At 51.5% G+C, this 23,784-nt stretch carries 27 protein-coding genes and 3 pseudogenes; 14 read left to right on the top strand and 16 right to left on the bottom strand.

Going from position 1 to position 23,784, the window contains the following annotated elements; translation table 11 throughout:
- Position 1 precedes the first annotated feature (1 nt).
- The 9 genes from fliJ (at position 2) to fliR (ending at position 6,204) form a co-directional block, all read left to right on the top strand.
- The gene (fliJ, locus tag K6K13_RS13145) at positions 2–448 is read left to right on the top strand and encodes a flagellar export protein FliJ (RefSeq protein WP_222157430.1); all 447 of its coding nucleotides are present in this window, start codon (positions 2–4) and stop codon (positions 446–448) included.
- Positions 445–1,782 (top strand): flagellar hook-length control protein FliK, encoded by a 1,338-nt coding sequence (locus K6K13_RS13150; RefSeq protein ID WP_222157431.1) that lies wholly within the window; start codon positions 445–447, stop codon positions 1,780–1,782. Before fliJ ends, K6K13_RS13150 begins: the two co-directional genes overlap by 4 nt.
- A gap of 155 nt (positions 1,783–1,937) precedes the next feature.
- Positions 1,938–2,417 (top strand): flagellar basal body-associated protein FliL, encoded by a 480-nt coding sequence (fliL, locus tag K6K13_RS13155; protein ID WP_222157432.1) that lies wholly within the window; start codon positions 1,938–1,940, stop codon positions 2,415–2,417.
- Between the two features lie 5 nt (positions 2,418–2,422).
- Positions 2,423–3,436, top strand: coding sequence for a flagellar motor switch protein FliM (gene fliM, locus K6K13_RS13160; protein ID WP_222157433.1), 1,014 nt, complete (start codon positions 2,423–2,425; stop codon positions 3,434–3,436).
- Positions 3,429–3,839 (top strand): flagellar motor switch protein FliN, encoded by a 411-nt coding sequence (gene fliN, locus K6K13_RS13165; protein ID WP_222157434.1) that lies wholly within the window; start codon positions 3,429–3,431, stop codon positions 3,837–3,839. The genes fliM and fliN overlap by 8 nt, the downstream gene beginning before the upstream one ends.
- Positions 3,839–4,267, top strand: coding sequence for a flagellar biosynthetic protein FliO (fliO, locus tag K6K13_RS13170; protein ID WP_222157435.1), 429 nt, complete (start codon positions 3,839–3,841; stop codon positions 4,265–4,267). The genes fliN and fliO overlap by 1 nt, the downstream gene beginning before the upstream one ends.
- A complete protein-coding gene (gene fliP / locus K6K13_RS13175) occupies positions 4,264–5,037 on the top strand; it encodes a flagellar type III secretion system pore protein FliP (protein WP_222157436.1) in 774 nt (257 codons plus the stop codon). Before fliO ends, fliP begins: the two co-directional genes overlap by 4 nt.
- Before the next feature lie 19 nt (positions 5,038–5,056).
- Positions 5,057–5,326, top strand: a complete 270-nt coding sequence (gene fliQ, locus K6K13_RS13180; RefSeq protein WP_222157437.1) for a flagellar biosynthesis protein FliQ — start codon at positions 5,057–5,059, stop codon at positions 5,324–5,326.
- A gap of 2 nt (positions 5,327–5,328) precedes the next feature.
- Positions 5,329–6,204 (top strand): flagellar biosynthetic protein FliR, encoded by an 876-nt coding sequence (gene fliR, locus K6K13_RS13185; RefSeq protein WP_222157438.1) that lies wholly within the window; start codon positions 5,329–5,331, stop codon positions 6,202–6,204.
- 90 nt (positions 6,205–6,294) lie between these two features.
- On the opposite strand, the gene flgL is transcribed toward fliR, so the two are convergent.
- The 11 genes and pseudogenes from flgL to flgB form a co-directional block, all read right to left on the bottom strand.
- The gene (gene flgL / locus K6K13_RS13190) at positions 6,295–7,257 is read right to left on the bottom strand and encodes a flagellar hook-associated protein FlgL (RefSeq protein ID WP_222157439.1); all 963 of its coding nucleotides are present in this window, start codon (positions 7,255–7,257) and stop codon (positions 6,295–6,297) included.
- Positions 7,258–7,287: 30 nt separating this feature from the next.
- Positions 7,288–8,979, bottom strand: a complete 1,692-nt coding sequence (gene flgK / locus K6K13_RS13195) for a flagellar hook-associated protein FlgK (RefSeq protein WP_222157440.1) — start codon at positions 8,977–8,979, stop codon at positions 7,288–7,290.
- 120 nt (positions 8,980–9,099) lie between these two features.
- Positions 9,100–10,074 (bottom strand): flagellar assembly peptidoglycan hydrolase FlgJ, encoded by a 975-nt coding sequence (gene flgJ / locus K6K13_RS13200; protein WP_222157441.1) that lies wholly within the window; start codon positions 10,072–10,074, stop codon positions 9,100–9,102.
- 1 nt (position 10,075) lies between these two features.
- Entirely contained in the window at positions 10,076–11,197 is a 1,122-nt protein-coding gene (locus K6K13_RS13205; RefSeq protein WP_222157442.1) for a flagellar basal body P-ring protein FlgI, read from the bottom strand.
- Positions 11,198–11,217: 20 nt separating this feature from the next.
- Positions 11,218–11,931 carry a flagellar basal body L-ring protein FlgH gene (flgH, locus tag K6K13_RS13210; RefSeq protein ID WP_222161084.1) on the bottom strand — a complete coding sequence of 238 codons (714 nt, stop codon included), beginning with the start codon at positions 11,929–11,931 and terminating at the stop codon, positions 11,218–11,220.
- A 128-nt stretch (positions 11,932–12,059) separates the two neighbouring features.
- A pseudogene (gene flgG, locus K6K13_RS13215) lies at positions 12,060–12,779 on the bottom strand (flagellar basal-body rod protein FlgG); the annotation flags it as partial.
- Positions 12,780–12,842: pseudogene (locus tag K6K13_RS23590) on the bottom strand (hypothetical protein); the annotation flags it as partial. It lies immediately after the preceding pseudogene.
- 20 nt (positions 12,843–12,862) lie between these two features.
- Positions 12,863–14,086 (bottom strand): flagellar hook protein FlgE, encoded by a 1,224-nt coding sequence (flgE, locus tag K6K13_RS13220; protein WP_222157444.1) that lies wholly within the window; start codon positions 14,084–14,086, stop codon positions 12,863–12,865.
- An 85-nt stretch (positions 14,087–14,171) separates the two neighbouring features.
- Positions 14,172–14,852, bottom strand: coding sequence for a flagellar hook assembly protein FlgD (gene flgD, locus K6K13_RS13225; RefSeq protein ID WP_222157445.1), 681 nt, complete (start codon positions 14,850–14,852; stop codon positions 14,172–14,174).
- Positions 14,853–14,869: 17 nt separating this feature from the next.
- Positions 14,870–15,274: a flagellar basal body rod protein FlgC gene (gene flgC, locus K6K13_RS13230; RefSeq protein WP_222157446.1), complete on the bottom strand. Its 405-nt coding sequence runs from the start codon at positions 15,272–15,274 to the stop codon at positions 14,870–14,872.
- 31 nt (positions 15,275–15,305) lie between these two features.
- Positions 15,306–15,722, bottom strand: a complete 417-nt coding sequence (gene flgB / locus K6K13_RS13235) for a flagellar basal body rod protein FlgB (RefSeq protein ID WP_222157447.1) — start codon at positions 15,720–15,722, stop codon at positions 15,306–15,308.
- 152 nt (positions 15,723–15,874) lie between these two features.
- On the opposite strand from flgB, the gene flgA reads away from it, so the two are divergent.
- The 3 genes from flgA (at position 15,875) to K6K13_RS13250 (ending at position 17,438) form a co-directional block, all read left to right on the top strand.
- A complete protein-coding gene (flgA, locus tag K6K13_RS13240; protein ID WP_222157448.1) occupies positions 15,875–16,552 on the top strand; it encodes a flagellar basal body P-ring formation chaperone FlgA in 678 nt (225 codons plus the stop codon).
- Positions 16,553–16,698: 146 nt separating this feature from the next.
- On the top strand, positions 16,699–16,995 hold the full coding sequence (gene flgM / locus K6K13_RS13245; protein ID WP_222157449.1) for a flagellar biosynthesis anti-sigma factor FlgM: 297 nt from the start codon (positions 16,699–16,701) through the stop codon (positions 16,993–16,995).
- A gap of 5 nt (positions 16,996–17,000) precedes the next feature.
- On the top strand, positions 17,001–17,438 hold the full coding sequence (locus tag K6K13_RS13250) for a flagella synthesis protein FlgN (RefSeq protein ID WP_222157450.1): 438 nt from the start codon (positions 17,001–17,003) through the stop codon (positions 17,436–17,438).
- 23 nt (positions 17,439–17,461) lie between these two features.
- Here the strand turns inward: K6K13_RS13250 and K6K13_RS13255 are convergent, their stop codons facing one another.
- The 3 genes and pseudogenes from K6K13_RS13255 to K6K13_RS13265 all read right to left on the bottom strand — a co-directional run bounded on the left by K6K13_RS13255 (position 17,462) and on the right by K6K13_RS13265 (position 20,234).
- Positions 17,462–17,869, bottom strand: coding sequence for a flagellar protein FlhE (locus K6K13_RS13255; protein ID WP_222157451.1), 408 nt, complete (start codon positions 17,867–17,869; stop codon positions 17,462–17,464).
- A 2-nt stretch (positions 17,870–17,871) separates the two neighbouring features.
- Positions 17,872–19,284: pseudogene (locus K6K13_RS13260) on the bottom strand (flagellar biosynthesis protein FlhA); the annotation flags it as partial.
- A 23-nt stretch (positions 19,285–19,307) separates the two neighbouring features.
- Positions 19,308–20,234, bottom strand: a complete 927-nt coding sequence (locus K6K13_RS13265; protein WP_222157452.1) for a DMT family transporter — start codon at positions 20,232–20,234, stop codon at positions 19,308–19,310.
- A 331-nt stretch (positions 20,235–20,565) separates the two neighbouring features.
- Between K6K13_RS13265 and K6K13_RS13270 the strand changes: the two genes are divergently transcribed.
- The gene (locus K6K13_RS13270) at positions 20,566–22,287 is read left to right on the top strand and encodes a methyl-accepting chemotaxis protein (protein ID WP_222157453.1); all 1,722 of its coding nucleotides are present in this window, start codon (positions 20,566–20,568) and stop codon (positions 22,285–22,287) included.
- A gap of 56 nt (positions 22,288–22,343) precedes the next feature.
- On the opposite strand, the gene dsrB is transcribed toward K6K13_RS13270, so the two are convergent.
- Together dsrB and K6K13_RS13280 are read right to left on the bottom strand one after the other, a co-directional pair.
- Positions 22,344–22,532, bottom strand: a complete 189-nt coding sequence (gene dsrB, locus K6K13_RS13275) for a protein DsrB (RefSeq protein ID WP_222157454.1) — start codon at positions 22,530–22,532, stop codon at positions 22,344–22,346.
- Between the two features lie 23 nt (positions 22,533–22,555).
- Entirely contained in the window at positions 22,556–22,960 is a 405-nt protein-coding gene (locus K6K13_RS13280) for a winged helix-turn-helix transcriptional regulator (RefSeq protein ID WP_222157455.1), read from the bottom strand.
- A 155-nt stretch (positions 22,961–23,115) separates the two neighbouring features.
- Between K6K13_RS13280 and K6K13_RS13285 the strand changes: the two genes are divergently transcribed.
- Entirely contained in the window at positions 23,116–23,670 is a 555-nt protein-coding gene (locus tag K6K13_RS13285) for a flavodoxin family protein (RefSeq protein WP_222157456.1), read from the top strand.
- Positions 23,671–23,784: the final 114 nt, after the last annotated feature.

The following is a 23,784-nucleotide window of genomic DNA, read 5'->3' on the forward strand; positions in this document are numbered from 1 at the left end:
GATGAAAACGCAGTCACCGCTGGTTACATTACGTGAATTGGCCCAAAAAGAGGTCGAAAAAGCAGCGACCCAATTGGGGCAAGTACGTAAAGCCTATCAACAAGCTGAACAACAACTGAATATGCTGTTAAACTATCAGGAAGATTATCGCGGAAGGTTACAAGTGACGATGTCTGAGGGCATGGCCAACACCAGTTGGCAGAATTTCCAGCAGTTCATTCAAACGCTGGACGTTGCTATTGATCAGCATCAGAAACAACTGCAACACTGGAATTCGCGTCTGGATCTGGCGATGAAAACCTGGCAGGAAAAGCAGAAGCGCCTCAATGCTTTTGAGACGCTACAAGAAAGAGAAGATATCAGGCAGCTCGCGCACGAGAACCGCCTCGATCAAAAACGGATGGATGAATTTGCCCAACGGGCCTCTCTGAGGAAAACAGATTTATGATGCTGCCAATCGTTACCACAACAGCAAGCACTGGCGCCAGTGACACCGCAGGATCGGCTTCGGGGTTACTTGCAACGGATCAGTTGCCTCAGGATTTCGTTCAACTGTTATCGCTACACCTGCCGAAAAAAGCAGCCACTACCGCGGTGCCGACTGACAACACTTCGGCGCTGAGCGGCAAAGACAGTAAGCAAAAGCTGTTGGATGCGTTGTCTGCACAGGATATTGATCTTAGCCAGCAGGATCTGAATACGCTGCTTAAAGCCGTTAATGGGCAAGACAATCTGGATGACAAAACATTGTCGGAACTGGTGACGTCATTACGCAAGTCTTTTGCTCAAGGCAAAAACACTTCCCTGGAAAAGGGTGGCGACGGCACTTCTTCAAACGATACTCAAGCGGTGCAAGCGCTGATGGCGATGCTATCGCCAGTAGTAACACCGGCTGCGGCACCATCAAGCAGTGAGATGTCGTCTTTGCTCCAGGCAGCACAATCGCTGTCATTATCGGGCCTGAGTCAGGCGGCACAGCAGAACACGCCTGACGATGCAACCGCGTCTACAGCCTTGTTCGGTACACTCGCCCCGCGCGATGGGTTAACCAGCGCAAATGATACGCTGGCGACAGCGATATCCAACGCCAAGAACAGCCGTGCGGCATCAAACGATCCGTCTCGTGCACAGGCACAGCTGGATGACAGCAGCATGCAGGATAAATCGGCTTTGGTGAGTCACACAATTGCCGATGTGGCCAAACAGGATAGCAATAGCGGCCAACTACCGTTGACCGCACATACGACGCCGGTGAGTCTGGCACCTAATGCGCAGACCTCAATGACCAACAACATTGCGCAACCGGGTGCCAGCGCACAGTTAAATGCACAGTTAGGCACAACCCAGTGGCAGGATTCTCTGGGTCAGCAAATCATCATGCTCAGCCGTAACGGACAGCAAAGCGTACAATTGCGGTTGCACCCTGAAGAGTTGGGCACGTTGCATATTTCGCTACGACTGGATGATAATCAGGCTCAAATCCATTTAGCATCGGCAAACAGCCAGGTGCGTAGTGCCCTTGAGGCGGCGTTGCCTCATCTGCGTACCGCCATGGCAGAAAGCGGTATCAACCTCGGTCAAAGCAGCGTAGCGAGTGATAATAGCGGTTGGCAACAGGCCCAACAGCACATGGCGGGTAATAACAACGATACCGGTGATAACAACGCATCTTATCGGCAGCAATTTGCGTCCTCCGTGCCCTATGGCGACGAAGCAAACGAGATTGATATGTCAAGCGCAGTCCGCACAAGGCCAGTGAGCGGCGTCGATATTTTTGCATAAACATTAGGTAAACGAACAAGTTAGCGCGATTTTTCTGGTTTATTCCTTGTATTGAATAGACGAATAGACCGGATAATCATTAACATCATATATTCATTTAGTGCCGCACGATATTGGCATTAGATATTGATTAATAACAGGAATTCTCTTTGGCTATGTCTGACATGCAAGCTGGTTCACGGCGTAAGCGATCTATCTGGGTGATACTGCTTATTATCATTGCGCTGGCGGCAACAGGAGCTGCGGGCGTAGCATGGTGGATCTTGTACCACAAGTCCTCTTCTGCTGAGCAGCAAGTGGCTCCACCGCCCCCAGCGCCAGTGTTTATGCCGTTGGACACGTTTACTGTCAATTTGGTCAATGCAGACAATAACCCGGATCGGGTGCTTTATGTCGGTTTCACCTTGCGTCTGTCAGACGAAGAAACCAGAACACGTTTGACGAATTACCTCCCTGAGGTGCGTAGCCGCTTATTATTGCTGTTGTCGCGTCAGGATGCCATCTCCTTGGCAAATGAGCAGGGTAAGCAGAAGCTGATTGAACAAATCAAGCAGGTGCTAAGCCCCCCACTTGTCCCCGGACAGCCGAATCAGGTCGTTACTGACGTGTTATTCACTGCCTTTATTTTGCGGTAATCCTTATGGGCGATAGCATTCTCTCTCAAGCAGAAATTGACGCATTGCTCAATGGCGGAAGTAGTGATGACGCCAGCAGTGCCAACGCCTCCGCGAAATCGGACGGCGATGTCAAGCCTTATGATCCCAACACGCAACGACGTGTTGTCCATGAACGTATGCAAGCGTTGGAGATCATCAATGAACGCTTTGCACGTCAATTCCGTATGGGGTTGTTCAACCTGCTACGACGTAGCCCGGACATCACCGTTGGTGCCATTAAAATACAGCCTTACCATGAATTTGCACGCAACTTGTCGGTGCCGTCGAACCTTAACCTGATCCACCTGAAACCCTTGCGTGGCACGGCTCTGTTCGTGTTTTCGCCAAGCCTGGTATTCATTGCGGTAGACAACCTGTTCGGCGGGGATGGACGCTTTCCCACCAAAGTAGAAGGTCGTGAGTTCACCAATACCGAGCAGCGTATCGTAAAACGTATGTTGCGTTTGGCGCTTGACGCCTATGGCGAGGCTTGGAATGCGATCTACAAACTCGACATCGAGTATGTGCGTTCTGAGATGCAGGTAAAATTTACCAACATCACGACATCACCGAACGATATTGTGGTAACTACGCCTTTTCATGTCGAAATCGGTACGCTATTGGGTGAATTCAGCATCTGCATCCCCTTCTCGATGATTGAACCCTTGCGCGAAGTGCTAACCAATCCCCCCTTGGAAAACTCCCGCCAGGAAGATAAGAATTGGCGCGAAACGCTGGCCACGCAAGTGCAACATTCTGAGTTGGAGTTAGTGGCCAATTTTGTTGACATACCGCTGCGGCTTTCCAAAGTATTAAAACTTCAGCCGGGTGATGTGCTGCCTATTGATAAACCCGATCGCATCATTGCACACGTTGATGGCGTTCCGGTACTGACCAGTCAATACGGTACGCTGAATGGGCAATATGCGTTACGCGTCGAACATTTGATTAACCCTATTTTGAATTCTCTAAATAATGAGGAACAGCCCAATGAGTGACACCAAGCAACCGTCCGACGACAAGGAATTCGTGGACGATCTGTGGGCTGATGCGTTTAACGAGCAACAAGCCGCAGAAAAACCAAGCGCAACGGACAATATCTTCAAGAGTCTGGACCCTACCGATGCACTCGGCAGCTTGCAGGATATTGACCTGATCCTCGATATCCCGGTAAAACTGACCGTTGAACTCGGCCGCACCAAGATGACCATCAAAGAACTGCTGCGTTTAACGCAAGGTTCTGTGGTGGCGTTAGATGGATTGGCGGGTGAACCCTTGGATATTCTGATTAACGGTTATCTGATTGCTCAGGGTGAAGTGGTGGTGGTATCGGATAAATACGGGGTACGTATTACCGATATTATTACGCCTTCCGAGCGGATGCGTCGTTTGAGTCGCTAATGGCCGATACCCAACCTCTTACTCCTGCGCCGTCGGTACCTGCCTCTCATGCCACGACGCAGGTTGCCACCGCTCCCTTTCCCGCCAGTTCGTTGCTTACCCAGGTAGGCACTGTGCTGGTGGGCGTTTTGATGCTCATTCTGGCGATTGCCTGGGTGGTGCGTAAGCTGGGGTTAACCCCCCCAGTCAGACAAAATAAGCTGGTCAAGGTGGTTTCAAGCTGCCAGGTTGGACAACGCGAACGCGTTGTGGTGGTCGAAATTGAGGATACCTGGCTGGTATTGGGTGTAACGGCACAGCAGATTACGCCGTTGCATACCCTACCCGCTCAAGAAATGGACGACGCGCCTGCTGGCGAGATGGCCATACCGGCCAATTTCCGGCAATTATTACATAAAGTTATCAAACGTCCGGAAAAATCGGAATGAAAGTGCGTCTTCCTGTTCCACCATTATCAGCATTAAAGCGCGGATTGCCGGCACTCGCCGCCGTTCTGGTGCTGTTTACACCTGCGGTCTGGGCTCAGTTGCCGGGCATAATCAGCCAGCCGCTCGCCAACGGCGGCCAGAGTTGGACCTTGCCGGTTCAAACGCTGGTGTTCCTGACGTCATTGACGTTTATTCCGGCAACCATGCTGAGGATGACCTGTTTTACGCGTATCATCATCGTACTGGGCCTATTGCGTAACGCATTAGGTACGCCTACCGCGCCCCCCAACCAGGTGTTGTTGGGTTTGACCCTGTTTCTGACTTTTTTCATCATGTCTCCGGTGCTAAACCGGGTTTACGATGAGGCTTATGTGCCGTTCAGTCAGGATCAGATCAGCATGCAAACGGCCATCGAGCGCGGTGCTCAACCTTTACGAGAATTCATGCTACGCCAGACACGGCAATCCGACCTGGCCTTGTTTACCCGTCTGGCGCAGATGGGCGAAATTCAGGGGCCAGAAGCGGTTCCTATGCGTGTGTTGGTTCCTGCGTTTGTCACCAGTGAGTTGAAAACCGCCTTCCAGATTGGCTTTACCATTTTTATCCCATTTTTAATTATTGACCTGGTGGTTGCCAGTGTGCTGATGGCGCTCGGTATGATGATGGTGCCGCCGGCCACCATTTCGTTGCCGTTCAAGCTTATGCTATTTGTGCTGGTAGACGGATGGCAATTGTTGCTCGGTTCACTCGCGCAAAGTTTTTACAGTTAATTCCTACTAAGGTCGCCCGATGACGCCAGAATCCGTAATGGCTTTAGGCTATGAAGCAATGAAGGTCGCATTGGCGCTCGCAGCCCCACCTCTGCTCTCAGCGCTGTTCAGCGGCTTGATTATCAGTCTGTTGCAGGCTGCAACACAGATCAACGAAATGAAGCTCTCCTTCATCCCGAAAATTCTGACGGTGTTTTTCACGCTGGTGATTGCGGGACCCTGGATGCTTAGCTTGATGCTGGATTACATGCGCACCTTGTTCGGCCAACTGCCAACGATCATTGGCTAACCATGCTGACGCTTGATAGCACACAGTGGGAGATATGGGTCAATCAGTTCCTGTTTCCCTTGATACGCATTCTGGCGTTAATTACTGCATGCCCGGTGTTCAATGAGCGTGCAATCCCGGCTCGCGTGAAGATCTGCCTCGGCATTGTCATTACCCTCCTGGTCGCCCCCTATTTGCCGGTGAATACCACACCGATATTTTCCGCAGGTGGCGTCTGGATAATCCTGCAACAGCTACTTATCGGCGCGGCACTCGGGTTCACCATGCAATTGGCCTTTGCTGCCGTGAGGTTATCGGGCGAGCTCATTGGTATGCAAATGGGACTGGCCTTTGCCACCTTTTTTGACCCCACCGGTGGGCCAAACATGCAGGTACTTGCGCGTTTTCTCAATATCATGGCGATGTTGCTCTTTATGGCCTTCAACGGCCATTTATGGATGATATCGTTGATTGCCGACAGCTTTTATACTTTGCCAATTGGCACCGCGCCGCTCAATGGTGATGGGTTTTTAGGGCTGGCTCGAGCAGGAAGCATGATATTTATCAACGGTATGATGCTGGCTCTGCCGTTGATTACCTTACTGCTGGCACTCAACATCTCGCTCGGTTTGTTAAACCGCGTTGCGCCTCAGCTCACCGTGTTTGTGATTGGTTTTCCACTGACATTGACCGTGGGAATCATGACGCTCGGTATGCTGCTTTTCCTGCTAGCCCCTTTCACCGAGCACCTGTTCAGTGAAATCTTCAACCTTCTCGCTGACGTGTTGACTAAACTGACACGGCCCCCCTTGATACCCAGGCTGGCTATCATTTCAGGCATTGCCAGCACAGTGATCAATTTTGAGGGGGACCATGAATTGAGACAGATAACAGAATAGAAACAAAAAATGGCACGCCATTTAAAAAATGACATGCCCAAAGAACACGCCCGGTTTAAGCGTATTCAAATCGGTGCCGCATCACTGTTTTTACTTGTTAATCTGGAACAGTGACAGTCCCTGCATATTTTGATAGGTGGTGTAAGCCGCTTGTAAAGAGGCCTGCTGCATAATATAGGTCGAAATGGCGGGAACCCAGTCGGTATCCACTAACGCACTTTTTGCCTGCGCATTAGCCAGTTTGCGATCGGCACCGATGGCATCAAGTTGATCGAGTTCATTTAATTGAATCCCGAGCATTGACTGAACAGATGAAACATTATTAAGCGAATTGCGCAGCCCACTGTTAGTGGTATCTAGTGCGGTTTGAAGTGCTTGCAACGCGGCAGTATCTCCGTCATCAATCGGTGTTCTTAGTGCCTTAATAGAAATATCCAGAGCCTCAAATAAATCTTTCTGAATAGTACCATCCGGAGATTTTATTGCATCTCCTGTCACACTATCGAAGACTTGGGGCCCCGTACTACTTACCGCCATACTACGGTTTGAGTCAACTTGCTGAGAAATTGCTGTGTGACCCCCAACATAACTAACTGCTTTGGTGGTGGCATCTTGCACATAGGGTTCTGTTGTCGTCTGGAACCCGGCAAAAATATAGTTACCGTTACCATCTGTCATATTGGCGATGTTCAGTAACTGAGCTTTTATACCTTCCAATACTTCAGCCTGCGTATTGCGGTCATCATTGCTTTTCACGCCACCCGCACTGATCACTGCAGTAGATGCTGATGTCACCGCTACTACTATACTGTCCAGAGCGGTCAATTCCAACGACATATTCTGGCGCGAAAATGTTCTAGCTAAGGCATATTGCGAGGTTTCCGCTTGTGCTTGATCAATCATAATGGACTGCGAAGCGGCAATCGGATCATCTGAAGGTACCGACACTTTCGTACCACTGGCCAACTGCTCACCCGCTTTTTGCCACGCAGACTGACCATTCAGAATACCGTTCATATTCTGCTGATATATCATGCTGGTACTTAAACGCATGGTATAAATTCCTCTTTGTTCGATCGCCAATTAGCTGCGCATGGAGAGCAGCGCGTCAAAAAGTGCCTGTGCAGTTTGAATCACTTGAGCATTCGCCATGTAATACTGCTGGTAACGCATCAAATCGCCATATTCTTCGTCCAGGTTTACCCCGGAGACAGACTGCTGCTCGGCCGTTAACTGTTTCACCACATTCAACTGTGACGTGTTATTAATTTTCAGCGCGCTGGTCTGATTGCCGATATCCCCCACGATGCCCGCATAGGCTCCCGAAAAGGTGGCAGTGCCGCCAACAATCTTCTGATTCTGTAAGGCCAGCAGCGCCTTGGCATTGGTATTATCACTCGGGCCGCCAGACTCGCCAGGCACTTCATTGCCATCGGCGTCAAGCTTAGTCGATGCAGCCGCGATTTTATTCGGGTCAGTGATGGCGACCTTCATATCAATAATAACGTCGCTAACCGGCTTGAGCAGATAAGTGTCACCAGCCGCCGTGGGGGTGCTACCTGCCGTAACCGTGACTTCGAGCCCGTCGAATGTCAGTTTGCCGGTAACAGGATCCGGCGTCAGCCCCGTCATCGTGGTATTGGTCGCTGTGCGAGTCACATCCCACGATGTGCCGTTGAAGCGCATCGAGTAATCTGTTGCCTGCACGGCGGAGGTATCGGTATACGCGACGCTTACAACCGCATTGCCGGTATTTCTGCTGTTATCATAGGCTACCGGACCGCCGAATTCGAAGAAGTCATCGCCCACAACGCCGTTGTAGTCATAGCCGGCTTTATGCTGGGTATTGAACGCATCAGAGAATGCCAACGCCAATTGGTTGACCTGATTACGTGTCGTGTCGAGGGTATCGTTTCTAAAAGAGAGTAATCCCCCGAGCTTACCGCCGGTTAAGGTGGTGTCACGAAGTTCACTAACGCCCACAGTAGGATCGTCATACCCTATGGAAACACGCTGAGGATCGCTGCTGGAAGCAAGCGGAACCAAATCAAAGCTGCGCGTACCCTGAACCAGGTTCATGCCATTTTTGAGCGAGACGTGATAAATGGAGCCATCTTGCACCGTAACATCCACGCCGACCAATTTGTTAAGTTCATCCACCAACAGATCGCGCTGATCCAGCAGATCGTTGGGTTGAGCTCCCTGATTAGCACCCTGTAAACGGGTGATCTCTTTGTTGAGATTGGCTATCTGGCTGGAGTAGGTATTTATCTGTCCGAGTACACTCTGGATTTCTCCGTTGATGCTGGAATCCATGTCGCGCAGGTATTTATCGGTGACCTGAAACTGGTTCACCAACCCTTGCGCTTTACCGATCATGGTTTGACGCGCAGCAGAGTCGCCAGCATTGTTGGCCACGTTTTGCAGGTTAGTAAAAAACTCCTGCAAAGAAGATGATAGGTTGGTGGTACTGGTTGCCAGCAAGTTATTAATTTTCGATATCTGCTCGTAGCTGGTAGTTACTGAACTGCTAGTGCTTTGTGCTGAACGCAACTGGCTCGCAATAAATTCGTTATAATCTCGATTGATTGAAACCAAATTCACACCGTTACCAATGTAAGCATTACCGCTCATGGTGCCTGACGCTTGTTCAAGCAGTACGGTCTGTCGGCTATATCCAGTCACCGCTTGGTTACTGATATTGTTACTGACCGCGCTTAATGCTGCTTGCGCTGCCTTCAGCCCACTCATCGCAGTATTTACTAAATTGGCCATGTAAACATCCTTTCCTCGGGCGTGAATCCCATACAAATAAACTTTATACAGAAAGTGATTTGCCCACTTTCATCGCTAATAACAGTTATCGGCAAGACCGAGAAAACCTTCAGGAAAAAATCAAAACAGTTGGCTTAAATCATGGGTATAAGCTTTAACCGCTTTTTCACTGGAGTTCTTCATCTGCGCAATCATATTGATCAGCTTTTGCGCATATTGCGGATCGGTGGCATAGCCCGCACGCTGCAAGGCATGGGCGGCTTGCTCAGCCGTGCCCGCCGCGGCGACGTTGCTATACCGTGGGTTATTGGTCAGCAATTTGACGTAATCACCCAACGCGTCCATATAGGAGTCATACACGCGGAAACTGGCCTTGACCTTCTTGGCCACGCCATCTTCATACTCCGTGGTAGTGATCTCGGTGACAGGCCCATCCCAGTTGCTGCCCGCTTTAATACCAAACAGGTTATGGCTGGGGCGACCATCCGCCGTCGGAATTTCACGCTGCCCCCAGCCCGATTCCAGCGCCGCCTGGGCCATGATCAGATGATGGGGAATGCCGCTTTGCTGACTGGCTATCTGCGCAGGCACGGCAAGCTGCGAAACGAAATTGCTGCTCGACAGCGGCAACGCCGATCCCATGGAAGGCAATTTCGGCACCGCTTTGCGCACCATTTGCTCCACTTCGGCTGTCGGCATGGTTCTGACCAAGGCACCGTCAAAACGCAATGGCACCGCAGGCGCGTTTTCTTCTGCCGCCGCTGCCGCACTAGGCACGCCCGCATGTTGCGCCGCCGTCAGCTGTTTGACCATCACATCCGCCAGACCCAGCCCTTTGCCGGACGCAATTTGCTGCCCGACCTGCTGATCGTACATCGAGGTATAAAGCCGCGTTTGATCGTTATTCAGTAACCCATCGTCAAATGACGCCGACCGCATGCTTTTCATCATCAACTGAACAAAAACACCCTCCATCTGGCGCGCAACCGCTCGAATTCCCTCTTTGCTTTGCGGATCGGAAGATACTTCACGCTTGAGTGAATTCAATGACTGCGCGTCATACGCAGCATTATTGAGCGACTGAATATCGGCCATATTAGATGATTTCCAGTTTAGCGCGCAGGCAACCTGCACTCTGCATCGCTTGGAGAATGGACATCAGCTCCATCGGCGTTGCACCCAGGGAGTTCAATGCACGCACCACATTGTTCAGGTTGGCGCTGGCGTTAACCCGTTGCAATGCACCACCACCCTGCTGGAGCGAAATTTCGGTTTGCGGCGTCACAACCGTTTGCCCCCCGGCCAGCGGGGTGTCCGGCTGACTAACCACATTTTGCTGGTTGATAGTGACAGAGAGATTACCCTGCGCGATAGCACAGCTTTGCAGGGTCACTTCGCGGTTCATCACCACCGAACCGGTGCGGGAGTTAACGATAACCTTGGCATCCTGAACGCCAATGTTAACATCCAGATTCTGGACATCCGCCAGAAAACGCACCTGAGAACTGTTTCCACGCGGCGCAATAACCTGAATGGTGCGTGAATCGACCGGCGTCGCACTGCCGCCCAAGCCTGAGCGGTTAATGGCATCACTGACACGCTGTGCCATAGAGAAGTCATCCTGCTTCAGTTGCAGCATGATCAAGTTAGAAGAACCAAAAGTGGAAGGCAGTTCACGCTCAATCACCGCTCCGTTGGTAATACGCCCACCCGCCAACTGGTTAACCTGTACGCTGCTGCCACCTGCGGCAGCACCGGCACCGGCACCGGCACCGCCGACCAGAACGTTACCCTGCGCCAGCGCGTAAACCTGATTGTCCACCCCTTTGAGCGGAGTCATCAATAACGTACCGCCGCGCAGACTTTTGGCATTACCCATCGAAGAAACCACCACGTCGATGGCTTGTCCGGCACGACCAAAAGCAGGCAGTTTTGCCGTGACCATTACCGCCGCCACGTTTTTCAACTGCATGTTGGTGCCGGCCGGCACGGTGATCCCCAACTGTGACAACATGTTGGTCAGGGTTTGCGTGGTAAACGGGGTTTGCATCGTTTGGTCACCCGACCCATCGAGCCCGACCACCAAACCATAACCAATCAACGAGTTTTCCCGCACGCCTTGTATATCAACAAGGTCACGGATCCTGTCGGCCTGCGAAGACGCAGGCAAGAAAGCCACCAAGGCTAACATCAGGCTAAAAAACGACGCGATCCGCATTCTGTACCTCTTTACTTAGCTTAGAACGGAGAAACGTTGAGGAAGAAACGCTGCAACCAGCCCATATTTTGCGCTTCATTGATATAACCGTTACCCACATATTCAATACGCGCATCCGCCACCTGCGTGGACGGTACTGAGTTAGCACCGCTGATGGTTCGCGGGTTCACGATACCGGAAAAACGAATAAATTCAGTTCCCTGATTAATGGCAATTTGCTTTTCACCCACAACCTGCAAGTTACCGTTAGCCAACACTTGTCCCACCGTCACCGTTATCGTACCACTGAAGGTGTTATTGGCATTGGCACCGCCTTTACCGGCGAAGTCATTTTTACCCTCGGCGGCCAGATCGGCGCGATTATTGCCAAACGGCCCTTCCAGATAGCGTGGCACCGTGGTCACACCAAACGAGGTGGAACCGTCACGGCTGGCAGACGCGGAAGAGCTTTTGCTGGCGCTGACGTTTTCCTGCAACACAATCGTCAGAATATCACCGACGTTACGCGGACGCCGGTCTTCAAACATCGGCTGATAGCCATAATTCATCGGCTGAACCGCCTGGAAGATAGAGCCGTTGGGCGCGGCTGCCGTTGGCGGCGCGGGATTTGCCGACGTGGGCCCGGTAACCACTTTATCATGAGGAATATAGGCGCAACCGCTTAGCGTCAACATCACGACCAACGCCAGCGAACGCGGCTGGCACAACGGTTTGATAACCGGCTTTTGCATCATCATCACTACGGATATCGCCTTAAAAGGTTGCCCATTTATTCATGCTCAACGGGGCAATGACAGGGGTAAAGCGGGTAACCGAAGCATCACCGTTTTATCCTTGTCACCGCCCCGTCAATCGCCCGGTTTTACAACTGGGTCAGTTTCTGCAACATCTGATCGGAAGAGGAGATCGCCTTACTGTTGATCTCATACGCACGCTGCGTCTGGATCATTGAGACCAACTCTTCCGCCACGTTGACGTTAGACGTTTCGACATACTTTTGCATCAACAACCCAGCACCGTTCAGACCAGGGTTGGTTTCATTCGGCGCACCGGAACTGGTGGTTTCCAGATAGAGGTTTTCACCGACGCTTTCCAGACCACTGTCATTGATAAAGGTCGCCAACGTCATTTGCCCAATCTGGTTCATCGCCGTCTGACCCTGCAATTTCACGCTGACGATGCCGTCACGACCGATTGCCAGTTCAATGGCGTTAGCAGGGAGTGTGATGGCCGGCTGAACCAGATAGCCGCTTGAGGTCACCAACTGTCCATTACCGTCCAACTGAAACGCACCGTCGCGGGTGTAAGCCGTGGTGCCATCAGGCATCTGCACCTGGAAGAATCCTTGGCCATTGATAGCCACGTCCTTGGAGTTACCGGTTTCAGTCATCCCACCCTGAGTATGGATTCGCTCAGTGGACACCGGGCGAACCCCTGTCCCTAATTGAAGCCCGGAAGGTATGGTCGTCTGCTCAGAAGACTGTGCACCCGGTTGACGAATGGTTTGATACAGCAAATCTTCAAACACGGCACGCTGGCGTTTAAAGCCATTGGTGCTGACGTTCGCCAGGTTGTTAGCCGTAATCGCCTGCTTTTCAAGTGACTGGCTGGCACCACCCATCGCTGTATAAATTACGTGATCCATGGAGTCTCCCCGCTAATCGATTAACGCATGCTGACCAGCGTTTGCAGGATGGAGTCCTGCGTTTTAATGGTTTGCGCGTTAGACTGGTAGAAACGTTGGGCAACGATCATATCCACCAACTCTTTACTCATGTCGACGTTTGAGCTTTCTGTCATATTGCCCAGCAACGTGCCCACGCTCCCCACGCCCGCCTGACCGATAACCGGTTGACCGGATTTATCGGTACTGGCCCAGGTGTTATCGCCTTGAATGGACAGGCCTTCCGGGTTGGAGAAACTGGCCAATGCAATCTGGCCCAGAGGTTGGGTTCTATCGTTAGAGTATTTACCGGTGATCACACCGCCATCGCTGACGCTATAGCCGATCAGGCTACCCGGACCGTAACCATTCTGGACCGGCGCTTTGTTGCTGTTGCCGCCAAAGTTCTGCTGCACGCTGCCCGCAAAATCAAGGGTAAACGACGATGCCAGAGAGCCATCCAGTGATGGCAGAGGAATGGTGCTCGCCCCCGTAGTGGCAGTAGGATCCGCAGCTGGCGTTTGTGATATCAACGCACCACTTGACGAAAACTCCAGGGCAATTTCAGTAAACGGCGATCCGGCCACCGAGCCATCCTGCACGTTTACGGTCCACTTGTTCGCCGCCGTTTTCTCAAAATACAGCCCGATGTTATGCGGATTACCCAAGGTATCGTAAACGGTAATGGAGCCCTTGTAGTTCGCGGTTTCACGGTTATCCGGGTCAAAAGTTTTAACGTCATCGGAGGAGTTCAGGTTGGCAACAATGGACGCTACAGTGGTCTGCTGGGCAGCCATCGGCGTTTCAGGAATCGTCAACGGTACTGGATCAGCCCCTTGCTGAACAACCGGCGGCGTGCCGACAACCGGATAGCCCGTCAGCAACATACCTTGCATATTGACAATATTACGGGTCGCACCATCCAGCGTAAACTGACCGTTACGGCTGAAAAGGACTGTACCAGCACTGTCCTGTAGGCGGAAGAAGCCGTTACCGCTGATCGCCACATCCAGCGCACGTGAGCTCGAGTTTAACGGACCGTCACCAAAATCCTGCAATGTGGAAGAGACCTTAGTCCCTAAGCCCGTACCGCCGGCAAACAAGTCGGCAAAGGCAATGGTGCCTGTTTTAAAACCCACGGTTGACGAGTTGGCAATGTTGTTACCAATGACGTCCAGTTGTTTCGATGCGGCATTCAAGCCGCTGACCGCTTGATAAAAGCTCATGGTGCTCTCCGGATGAATCGGTTAAATCATGCTTCAGAACAGGTCTCATGGTCAGCCAAATTCTGTGCGCAACGTTATTTTTCAGTTACAAAATCTGCCGCACGTCATCTAACGTCGCTTTGCCTTGCAGCTCCAGATCCAGCTGGGCACCAGAGTCATTGCGAACCACCCCATTAACCAGGGCATAACGTAATGGCTGTACAGTTTGTTGCGCGCCGCTGGTGCTGGCGGCAACAGTAAAGGTGTATGAACCGTCAGGCGCCGCTGTACCGTCGGTCACGTTGCCATCCCATCCCCAGGAGTGTACACCCGCAGTTTGAGCGCCAAGCTCCAGCGTGCGTACCACCTTACCGGTACTGTCGCTGATGGTGACCGTCACGTTTTCCGCGGCGCTTTCCAGCTCGAGACCAAACGGCGTGCTGGTCTCTTTGCCTACCAGAATCTCGTTACCCGGCACCATCACACCATGGCCAATCAACGATGTTGCCTGAATGGATTGGTTATTGTTGATCTGCCCGGAAATGGACCCCAGCGTAGTATTCAGCTTCTCAATGCCGCTGACCGTGTTCAACTGCGCCAACTGACTAACCAGTTGGTTGTTGTCCATCGGGTTGGTGGGATCCTGGTTTTTTAACTGAGCGACCAGCAGCGTCAGAAATTGATTCTGAAGATCGGCACTGGTGTTTGCCGTTACTGACGTTGACGAACTGCTGCTGGTGCTGCTCGTCTTGCTGGCGGAAGTGGTATCACCAATCGTGACCGACATATGCACGTATCTCCCGGTTATTGTCCGATAGTCAATGTTTTCAACATCATCGTTTTGGTGGTATTAAGCACCTCAACGTTGGCCTGATAACTGCGTGATGCAGAAATGGTGTTGACCATCTCTGCAACCGGATCTACGTTTGGCATACGCACATAACCTTGTCCATCGGCCAACGGATTACCGGGTTCATACACCAGACGCGCGGGTGACGTGTCTTCGATGACATTTGCCACCCTCACGCCCCCGGTTGCCTGCCCTGCGGGTGCTGCTACCTCGAACACCACCTGCTTGGCGCGATAGGGCTGCCCATCTGGACCGGTCACGCTGTCTGCGTTAGCCAGGTTACTGGCGCTGACGTTTAAACGCTGAGATTGCGCGGAGAGCGCGGAACCGGAAATATCAAATATGCTTAGCAGTGACATAACGACTTAGCCTCCTCTTCCATCGCTCTCATTACGAGCCTGATTGCAGTACGGACATCATGCCTTTAATCTGACCGCCTAAAACGGTAAGACTGGTTTGATATTTCAGGCTGTTGTCGGCAAAATTGGTACGTTCGCGATCCATATCCACCGTGTTGCCATCCAGCGCAGGTTGATCGGGAACGCGGTACAGCATATCCAGCTCTGGTGGCTGAAAATTCTGTGCTGGAATATGGCGAGTGGAGGTGGTTTTCAACGCAATACCTGTGCCGTCCACTCTGCCTTGATCCATCACTTTATTGAGTTGGCTGGCAAAATCGATATCTCGTGCCTGATAGCCGGGCGTGTCAGCATTGGCGATATTCGCCGCCAGGATTTCCTGTCGTTGGGCACGCAGATTCAACGCTTCTTGTTGAAACCGGAATGAGGCGTCAAGTTTGTCAAGCATGCTCCCTCCGCAAATGAGAATTTGGAGTGGGTAGGATAATTCCGATTCTGATAACGTCATCGCGAGAATAAGCGCAAAATGCGACGCTATTTGTTGCCTTAAGCCGCCCCCAAGAGCTTTACACTAGGCAGGGCCGTGATTATCAAGAGGTGATGTCAGTGAAAACCAAGTTTTACTCTCTCTTTTTTGCATTACTGACCAGCCTGATCGGGGGGGTAAACGTCGCTGCTGCTGCCGATTTGCAGGCGCAGCTCGAGCAGTTTTTTCATGCCCGCTTCCCTGACCAGCAGACCAGCCTTGCGGTAGAGATTAAAACGCCACAAGAACAATGGCCCCAGTGCGCAGCGCCGGTGCTGGCGCTAGCGAACAATACCCGCGTATGGGGTAACGTCAGCGTCTCCGTGCGCTGTGGCGAGCAGCGCCGCTTCATTCAGGCGGAAGTTCAGGTAACGGGACATTATCTGGTCAGCGCCCGCCCGTTGCGGCGCGGCGTTACGTTGGCAGCGGCCGATCTGCGCCAATCCACGGGACGATTGGATCTCCTGCCACCGCTCGCCTTGTTGCTCCCCAAAGAGGCCATGGGTGCGGTATTATTGCGCGACCTGCCTCCCGGCCAACCGCTCACCAGTGCGATGCTGCGTCGCGCCTGGGTGGTCAAGTCTGGCCAAACGGTGCAGGTGCTGGCACAGGGCGTGGGTTTTAGCATCAACAGCGAAGGGAAAGCGATGGGCAACGCCGCTGCCGGACAATCGGTGCGCGTGCGCGTGGCATCAGGACAAATTGTCAGTGGCATTGCAGGTGAAGACGGTGTTATTTATATTGCGCAATAATAAATTAAAGTATTTGCCGTTGTTGCCGATGATACAAGCAGAGTAAATTTTGCGTCGCCCCTTCCTTTCGTGTGGCGTTTATGTAAACCTGAGTGGAATCAGGTTATTATTTAACCTTTTGACACCTCATTTTAGAGGGTAACATTATGAGCATTGAACGCACCCAGCCGCTGAAGCCCGTTAGTCAAGTACAGTCTCGCGATGCCAGTGAAGCGAGGAAGCAAAAACGTGTGCAGACGCCTGCGCAGAGCGAAGTGGCCGGGACCCAGGTTAAGCTGAGCGACGCACAAGCGCGTTTAATGCAGCCTGGCACGCAAGATATCGATATGAACCGCGTGGAAACGCTGAAGCAAGCGATCCGTGATGGTTCTTTGCAGATTGATGCGGGTAAAATCGCGGATGCGCTGATTAAAGATACTCAAGACTTCTTAGCGAATAATTGATACTTATGGAAAAATTGCAAGCAACCCTCGATGCGGTTCTGGAGAACCTGAACCAATTGAGCGGTATTTTATCTGAAGAGCAAACTTTGCTCTGCGCGGGTCATATCAACAGTGTTGCACTACAGAAAGTCACTGATATCAAAAGTGCTACGCTAGCGACGGTGCAATACCTTGATAAAAACCGGCAAGAAATTGAAGTGCGCTTGCAACTTCAGGCTCCCTATGAGGCCGATACCGAACTGTTCGAGCGTTGGCAAGCGATTCAGACACTCACCGCTCGCTTGCACGACATGAACAAGCACAACGGTATGCTGTTAAACCAACATATCAGTTATACAAATGAAGCCATTGCCATATTGAAACCGCGCCACGGTCAGAGCCTGTATGGACCTGACGGACAATCGGCGGGATTGGTGATGGGTGGTAGGAAAATCAATCTCTAGCGCTACCTCTTGCGCATAACCCATCATTCATAATTAACAGCGATCTCGACTTGCCTTATGTCTATCGGGCGATAAACACGCCCTTTCCCTTCCAGAAAATAGGTAAAGCGGAATTCACTGGTGGCAGGTAGCCCTCGGAAAGCTTGGGTTGCTCCACTGCCGCCTTCAATGTCTACGCAGCGCTGCACGGTGCACAGTTTAACGCGCAAACCAGGATCGTATATCCCATCAACGGTATAACGCCAATAAACCACAGTGATTGAATTTTGCGGGTTGCCCCCCTGAACGGGCGTTGGTGCCAGAGGTGCCGAGTTAAACAGCTGACCGCGATAAGTCAACGTCACTCCGGTTTTACTGGCATTCCATCCGCCTTGCCCTGCAGAAACAGCCAAGGGCACAAGCAGTACGGCCAACACTGAAAATCGTTTCAAGATCACTGCGTCTCCCCAATCATCGCGGTCATCCTTATCTGGCGACTGTCGCTGATTTCAAGATTGGACAGCACCGCCATCTGCGGCAAACTGCGATGCAAAAAGCGCGCTAACAGACCGCGCAACGCATGGTTGACCAACAGTACCGGCGGAGCCCCCAGCATTTCCTGACGACTGAGTGCCTGCTTAGCCTGCACCAACAGGCGATCGGCCAATCCTGGCTCCAGACCGCCTCCGCCTTGCAGCGCTTGCAGTAAAATACGCTCCAGCGAGCTATCCAAACCAATCACTTGCAACTCGCCTTCCCCCGGAAACCATTGTTGGGTGATAGCACGGCCCAAGGCAACGCGTACTACGGTGGTGAGTTCATAAGGATCCGGTTGAACCGGTGCATGTTCGGCCAGCGTTTCAATAATGCTACGCATATCGCGTATAGACACTTTCTCTTTAAGCAGATTTTGCAACACCTTGTGCAAGGTGGTCAGTGTAACAACGCCAGGGATCAAATCTTCGGTCAGCTTCGGCATTTCCTGCGAAACGCGTTCCATCAGTTGCTGCGCTTCCTGACGACCAAACAGCTCGCTCGCATAGAGACCAATCAGGTGATTAAGGTGTGTGACCACCACGGTGCTCGCTTCCACTACCGTATAGCCTTGCGTCTGCGCTTGTTCCTTCAATACACCTTCAATCCACACGGCCGGCAGGCCAAAGGCGGGATCTTGTGTCTTGTCACCCGGTAACTCGCCAAACGCATTCCCGGGGTTAATCGCCATCCAGCGACCAGGATAGGCTTCACCGTGCCCCACTTCTACACCCTTCATCAGGATGCGGTAGCTGGCAGGCGGCAATTCCATGTTGTCGCGAATGTGCACCACTGGTGGCAGAAAACCCATCTCTTGCGCAAATTTTTTGCGAATACTGCGAATGCGCCCCAACAACTCGCCATCCTGCTGGTGATCGACCATCGGAATCAGCCGGTAGCCAACCTCCATGCCCAGCGGATCTTCTAATTGCACATCAGACCAGGTAGCTTCAATGATCTTCGGCTTCTCATGCTGTTGTGGCTCAGCCCCTACGGCAGGCGCCGTGTTTTCCCGCTGCTTCATCCACCAAGCCAATCCCAGCAACGCGGCGGTGAACAGCAGGAACACAAAGTTAGGCATGCCCGGCACCATACCGATGAGCCCCAGCACTGCCGCACTCAGAATCATAACCCGTGGGTTGTTGAATAACTGGGTGACCATCTGCTGACCAACATCCTGGTCAGTGCTAACGCGCGTCACTATTACACCCGCCGCCGTGGAGATGACCAACGCCGGTATCTGGGCAACCAGACCATCACCGATGGTCAGCAGCGTATAGCTTTCTGCCGCTTGCCCCATCGGCATATTGTGTTGTACCACCCCAACCAACAGTGCCACACGAAGGGGATATCCGCTTATTTTTTCTGGGGAACCCGGTTTACCAACCCAATCCCCAGGCACACCAGCACCAAAGCAGCAGCATAGCGCCACTCAAGAATGCTCTCATCGAGAAACAGCGCAGAGAGTACGGCACCAGCAATCGGGATTAAGAAATTGAAAGGGGCGACAGTACCGACCTTGTTATATTTTAACAGCTGGCTCCACAGCGCGAAGGTGACCGATGAAAGTAATACCAGATAAAAAAGAATCAGGACAGAATTCCAACCATGGACACTCAGTGAGCCACCGCTGGAATAGCCCGTCAGGGTAAGGATGATACCGCCAACCGCCAGCTGATACCCTGTCATGACAATAGGATCCATAGTTTGAGAAATACGCTTTCCATAAATTGTTGCCGCTGACAAAATAAATGCAGCAATCACAACAAAACCATCACCCATTAGTGTAAAACTGAAATCATCAAGCCCTTTTATATTAACAATCGTGACGCCTAAAAAACCCAACAAGCAACCCAATGCTTTATTCGGTGTTATTTTATCATTAGCATAAATACAGTGTGCAATCAGTACGCTAAAAAATGTACTGGTGGCATTCATAATAGACCCTTTTACCCCTGTGGTATAAGCGAGTCCAATATAAAAGAAGATATACTGCAACGTGGTTTGCGTGACCCCGAGCACCGCCAATTGCCGAATTTGCCCTGGCTTAAACCGCGCAATCGCCTTACCACTTACCAGCGCCAACAGCAGCAGCAACACACCCGCCAGCACGAAGCGATAACCGGCGAACACCAGCTTTGAGGCGATGTCTCCCTCCGCAATCAGGAACAAGGCATAGCCATTTTTGATGGCCGGATAGGCGCTTCCCCACAACAGGCAACAAAGTGTTGCCAGCGCAAAGACTATTTTTTCATTGGTAAAAAATGTGGTTGTATTCTTCAAAAAAGACTCCAATAGAAACAGCCCACTGATACAATAAAAGTAGGCAGATCGGCATTTATTTTTTCACAACAAAAATTTTTACAACGACGTTACGAAATTCCACAAGCTACTTTATCAGCAACCAAAATGAAAATACGTTTTAAAAAGCAAAAATTGTGATCGAGATCCCGACGACTACAATTAAGATTTTTCACTATATGCCGATTATCTTTTATATTGGTTGTCACTAAAAGGAACACTCGTTGTTACTGTAAGGGTGCTGAATACCAAAGATGCGTGATGTGTCTTGTTGTTTGGTAAATTGTAATCACTTTTCCTGAAAAATGAGCGAATGGACATGAAAATAACTTCACAATCTGAACAGCAGGGGAAAACAGGTGTGTTGAATAATTTACGCTTAGTGCCTTTATTCGTCATCATTCTTGGTGGCATCATGTTGATGTTTGCCTTGTCGATAGGGACTTCCAGCTATTTTCTGGCACGCAGCAATCAATACCTCGCCGACGTCACGCAAGAGATCGACGTGCGCATGGGGCTTTCCAACAGTTCCAATCACCTACGATCTGCGCGTTTGCTCCTGATTCAGGCGTCTTCCGCTGCGCGTATTGGTGATTCTGCAGTCTACAATGACAACCTGAAGCAAGCAGCACAACGCGTTGAGCAATCAAGAAAAGCCTTTGAACTGTACGAAAATCGCCCGATAAAAACCGAATATGACTCTTCGCTTGATACCGGATTAACCAAAGCTTATCAGGACTATATCAAGCAAGGTATCGAGCCCATGATGGCATCGGCAAAGGACGGCCTGTTTGAAGAGGTTCTGAGTCATGAGGCTGAAGAAGTTCGCGTTCTTGATGCTAACTATAACAAACCGCTGCTGGATGCGGTCGCTTACCGCACCGAGCGTGCACAGCAACTCAATAAGATAGCAACAGAGAACGCCACCTTAGGGTATGCCTTGATGGGTGCCAGCTTTGGTATCGCCCTGTTGCTCTCGTTGCTGACCTTTACGTTCCTGCGCGGCGCCGTGATCCGCCCGATGAACGCATTGGTAGCGCGGATTCAACGCATTGCTCAGGGCGATCTCACGCAGCACTCAGTGAACTACGGCTCGAATGAAATCGGCACGTTAGGCAATAATGTGCAACACATGCAGGCCTCACTGGTCAACACGGTCGCCACCGTACGTGAAAGCGCAGATTCCATTTATCAGGGTTCAACCGAAATCTCTTCTGGCAACACGGACCTGTCATCTCGCACGGAGCAGCAGGCTGCCGCGTTAGAACAAACGGCCGCCAGCATGGAACAGTTGACAGCAACCGTTAAGCAGAACTCCGAAAACGCACACCACGCCAGCCAGTTGGCAGCCAACGCCTCCAATAAAGCCAAGCAAGGGGGCAATATCGTTTCTAATGTGATTGAAACAATGGACAGCATTTCCGGCAGTTCGCGCAAGATTTCTGAAATCACCAACGTGATTAACAGTATCGCCTTCCAGACCAATATTCTGGCGTTGAACGCTGCCGTTGAAGCCGCACGTGCCGGTGAACAAGGTCGTGGCTTTGCCGTGGTCGCCAGCGAAGTTCGTAGTCTGGCGCAACGCAGTGCGCAGGCGGCAAAAGAGATTGAAACATTAATCTCTGAATCGGTATCGCTGGTGAGCAGCGGTTCGACGCTTGTCGATCAGGCGGGACAAACCATGAAAGAGATTGTTGATGCCGTTACCAATGTGACCGACATCATGGGGGAGATTGCCTCCGCGTCTGACGAACAAAGCCGTGGTATTGGTCAGGTGGGACAAGCGATTGCCGAGATGGACAGCGTCACGCAGCAAAACGCCGCGTTAGTGCAAGAAGCTACGGCTGCCGCCGCTTCGCTCGAAGAACAAGCTGCTCTGCTGACACGCGCCGTGGCCGTGTTCAAATTACAAGAACAGCGTGCAACGCCGACACCCGCGTCATACACGCTGGCATCAGCCAAAAGCGCACCAGCAGCACTGCCTCTCGGAAATAAAAAAGCCACTAACAGCAGCGAGCATTGGGAAACCTTCTAACCGCTGACTGACCGGGCAGGTCTGCTTGCAGACCTGCTCGACTAGCGATGCGCGCCTTACCGTTTCAGTTCCACAAAAATACCTTCCGGATTTTCTTCTTCATTAAAAAACCAGATTCCCGCCGGATAGTCCGGCAGGGCAACAAGGTACATCGTCCCTTCCAGAAACGGTTCGACCGCTAACACCACGCCTTCCCGTCGCTCTGCGCCGTCGGTTTTTACTGTAACGATATCATTCACTTTCACGGCGTAAGCCCTCAACGTCGTCGTTAACTATTGGTCACAGCGTGTAAACGGTCATACTGTTCCTGTGCCAACCGCACTGATTCAATATTGGATTCTGCCCAGTGCGCCAAACTTTCGAATGTTTCCACCAACGTCAACCCCACCGGCGTTAGTGAATACTCTACGGTAACCGGAACCGTAGCAAACACACGACGAGCGACCAAACCATCCCGCTCCAGCTTTTTCAGCGTTTGCGACAAGACTTTTTGGGTAATGCCTTCGATGTCCCGGCGTAATTGATTAAATCGCGTCTCACCTGACTTCAAACGACCAATAATCAGTATGGTCCATTTGTCTGCCAGCCGCTCCAAAAACTGGCGCGCCGGGCAGTGCGATGAATATACGCTGTAACCGGGCGCGGTATCGCCCTGAGTCGGGTGTATTTGCATAGTATCCTCCAGGAAACCTGGTATCGTTCAGGTGCCTTCTTGTCAACGAAGTATACCATATATACTATCTTTCCATGGAAAACTGATGCTTTCTTCAATCGCTTACAAGACCACCGCATCCGTCCCTGTTATTACTGACGAAAGGAAAAGTGAACATGAGTAAGACTGTTGTTGTTTATTTCTCAGGATATGGCCACACCCAACGTGTCGCAGAATATGTTGCACAAGGTGCTGATGCAGCGCGTATCGCCGTGGATGAAAACGGTGATATTACCGCTGATGAGTGGGATACGCTGAACGCCGCAGATGCCATTATTTTTGGTGCTCCCACCTATATGGGTTCGGTGCCCTGGCAGTTTAAAAAATTCGCGGATGCCTCTTCTAAAGCCTGGTTTACTCGTGCCTGGCAGGATAAGGTTTTTGGCGGTTTTACCAACAGTGCCAGCCTGAACGGCGACAAGCAGGTTAGCCTGATTTGGATGCAAACACTGGCTTCGCAACACGGTGGTCTGTGGGTGAGCCTGGGCTTACTGCCCGCTAACACCAAAACGGCGACACGTGAGGATGTTAACAACCTTGGTGGCTCAGTAGGCCTTCTGGTGCAATCCCCTTCCGATGGCCCGGCAGATGATATTCCTTCCGGTGATTTGGAGACCGCAAAGCAGTATGGGGCACGTGTTGCCGCCGTTGCAGCACGCCTGCGCGGCTAAACGTCTCCATTAATCTGCCGTTATCAAGCCAGCAACGCGCTGGCTTTTTTATTTCTCGCGCTACCCATCTCTTCGTCATCATAGTGTCATCATTTATACACATAATAGTGGCAC

It is taken from the genome of Symbiopectobacterium purcellii, assembly GCF_019797845.1.
Classification (GTDB): domain Bacteria; phylum Pseudomonadota; class Gammaproteobacteria; order Enterobacterales; family Enterobacteriaceae; genus Symbiopectobacterium; species Symbiopectobacterium purcellii.

Coding starts and splice junctions, on each gene's coding strand:
- fliJ (WP_222157430.1), top strand. CDS start 2: ATGAAAACGCAGTCACCGCTGGTTACATTACGTGAATTGGCCCAAAAA.
- K6K13_RS13150 (WP_222157431.1), top strand. CDS start 445: ATGATGCTGCCAATCGTTACCACAACAGCAAGCACTGGCGCCAGTGAC.
- fliL (WP_222157432.1), top strand. CDS start 1,938: ATGTCTGACATGCAAGCTGGTTCACGGCGTAAGCGATCTATCTGGGTG.
- fliM (WP_222157433.1), top strand. CDS start 2,423: ATGGGCGATAGCATTCTCTCTCAAGCAGAAATTGACGCATTGCTCAAT.
- fliN (WP_222157434.1), top strand. CDS start 3,429: ATGAGTGACACCAAGCAACCGTCCGACGACAAGGAATTCGTGGACGAT.
- fliO (WP_222157435.1), top strand. CDS start 3,839: ATGGCCGATACCCAACCTCTTACTCCTGCGCCGTCGGTACCTGCCTCT.
- fliP (WP_222157436.1), top strand. CDS start 4,264: ATGAAAGTGCGTCTTCCTGTTCCACCATTATCAGCATTAAAGCGCGGA.
- fliQ (WP_222157437.1), top strand. CDS start 5,057: ATGACGCCAGAATCCGTAATGGCTTTAGGCTATGAAGCAATGAAGGTC.
- fliR (WP_222157438.1), top strand. CDS start 5,329: ATGCTGACGCTTGATAGCACACAGTGGGAGATATGGGTCAATCAGTTC.
- flgL (WP_222157439.1), bottom strand. CDS start 7,257: ATGCGTTTAAGTACCAGCATGATATATCAGCAGAATATGAACGGTATT.
- flgK (WP_222157440.1), bottom strand. CDS start 8,979: ATGGCCAATTTAGTAAATACTGCGATGAGTGGGCTGAAGGCAGCGCAA.
- flgJ (WP_222157441.1), bottom strand. CDS start 10,074: ATGGCCGATATTCAGTCGCTCAATAATGCTGCGTATGACGCGCAGTCA.
- K6K13_RS13205 (WP_222157442.1), bottom strand. CDS start 11,197: ATGCGGATCGCGTCGTTTTTTAGCCTGATGTTAGCCTTGGTGGCTTTC.
- flgH (WP_222161084.1), bottom strand. CDS start 11,931: ATGATGCAAAAGCCGGTTATCAAACCGTTGTGCCAGCCGCGTTCGCTG.
- flgE (WP_222157444.1), bottom strand. CDS start 14,086: ATGAGCTTTTATCAAGCGGTCAGCGGCTTGAATGCCGCATCGAAACAA.
- flgD (WP_222157445.1), bottom strand. CDS start 14,852: ATGTCGGTCACGATTGGTGATACCACTTCCGCCAGCAAGACGAGCAGC.
- flgC (WP_222157446.1), bottom strand. CDS start 15,274: ATGTCACTGCTAAGCATATTTGATATTTCCGGTTCCGCGCTCTCCGCG.
- flgB (WP_222157447.1), bottom strand. CDS start 15,722: ATGCTTGACAAACTTGACGCCTCATTCCGGTTTCAACAAGAAGCGTTG.
- flgA (WP_222157448.1), top strand. CDS start 15,875: ATGTCAGTGAAAACCAAGTTTTACTCTCTCTTTTTTGCATTACTGACC.
- flgM (WP_222157449.1), top strand. CDS start 16,699: ATGAGCATTGAACGCACCCAGCCGCTGAAGCCCGTTAGTCAAGTACAG.
- K6K13_RS13250 (WP_222157450.1), top strand. CDS start 17,001: ATGGAAAAATTGCAAGCAACCCTCGATGCGGTTCTGGAGAACCTGAAC.
- K6K13_RS13270 (WP_222157453.1), top strand. CDS start 20,566: ATGGACATGAAAATAACTTCACAATCTGAACAGCAGGGGAAAACAGGT.
- K6K13_RS13280 (WP_222157455.1), bottom strand. CDS start 22,960: ATGCAAATACACCCGACTCAGGGCGATACCGCGCCCGGTTACAGCGTA.
- K6K13_RS13285 (WP_222157456.1), top strand. CDS start 23,116: ATGAGTAAGACTGTTGTTGTTTATTTCTCAGGATATGGCCACACCCAA.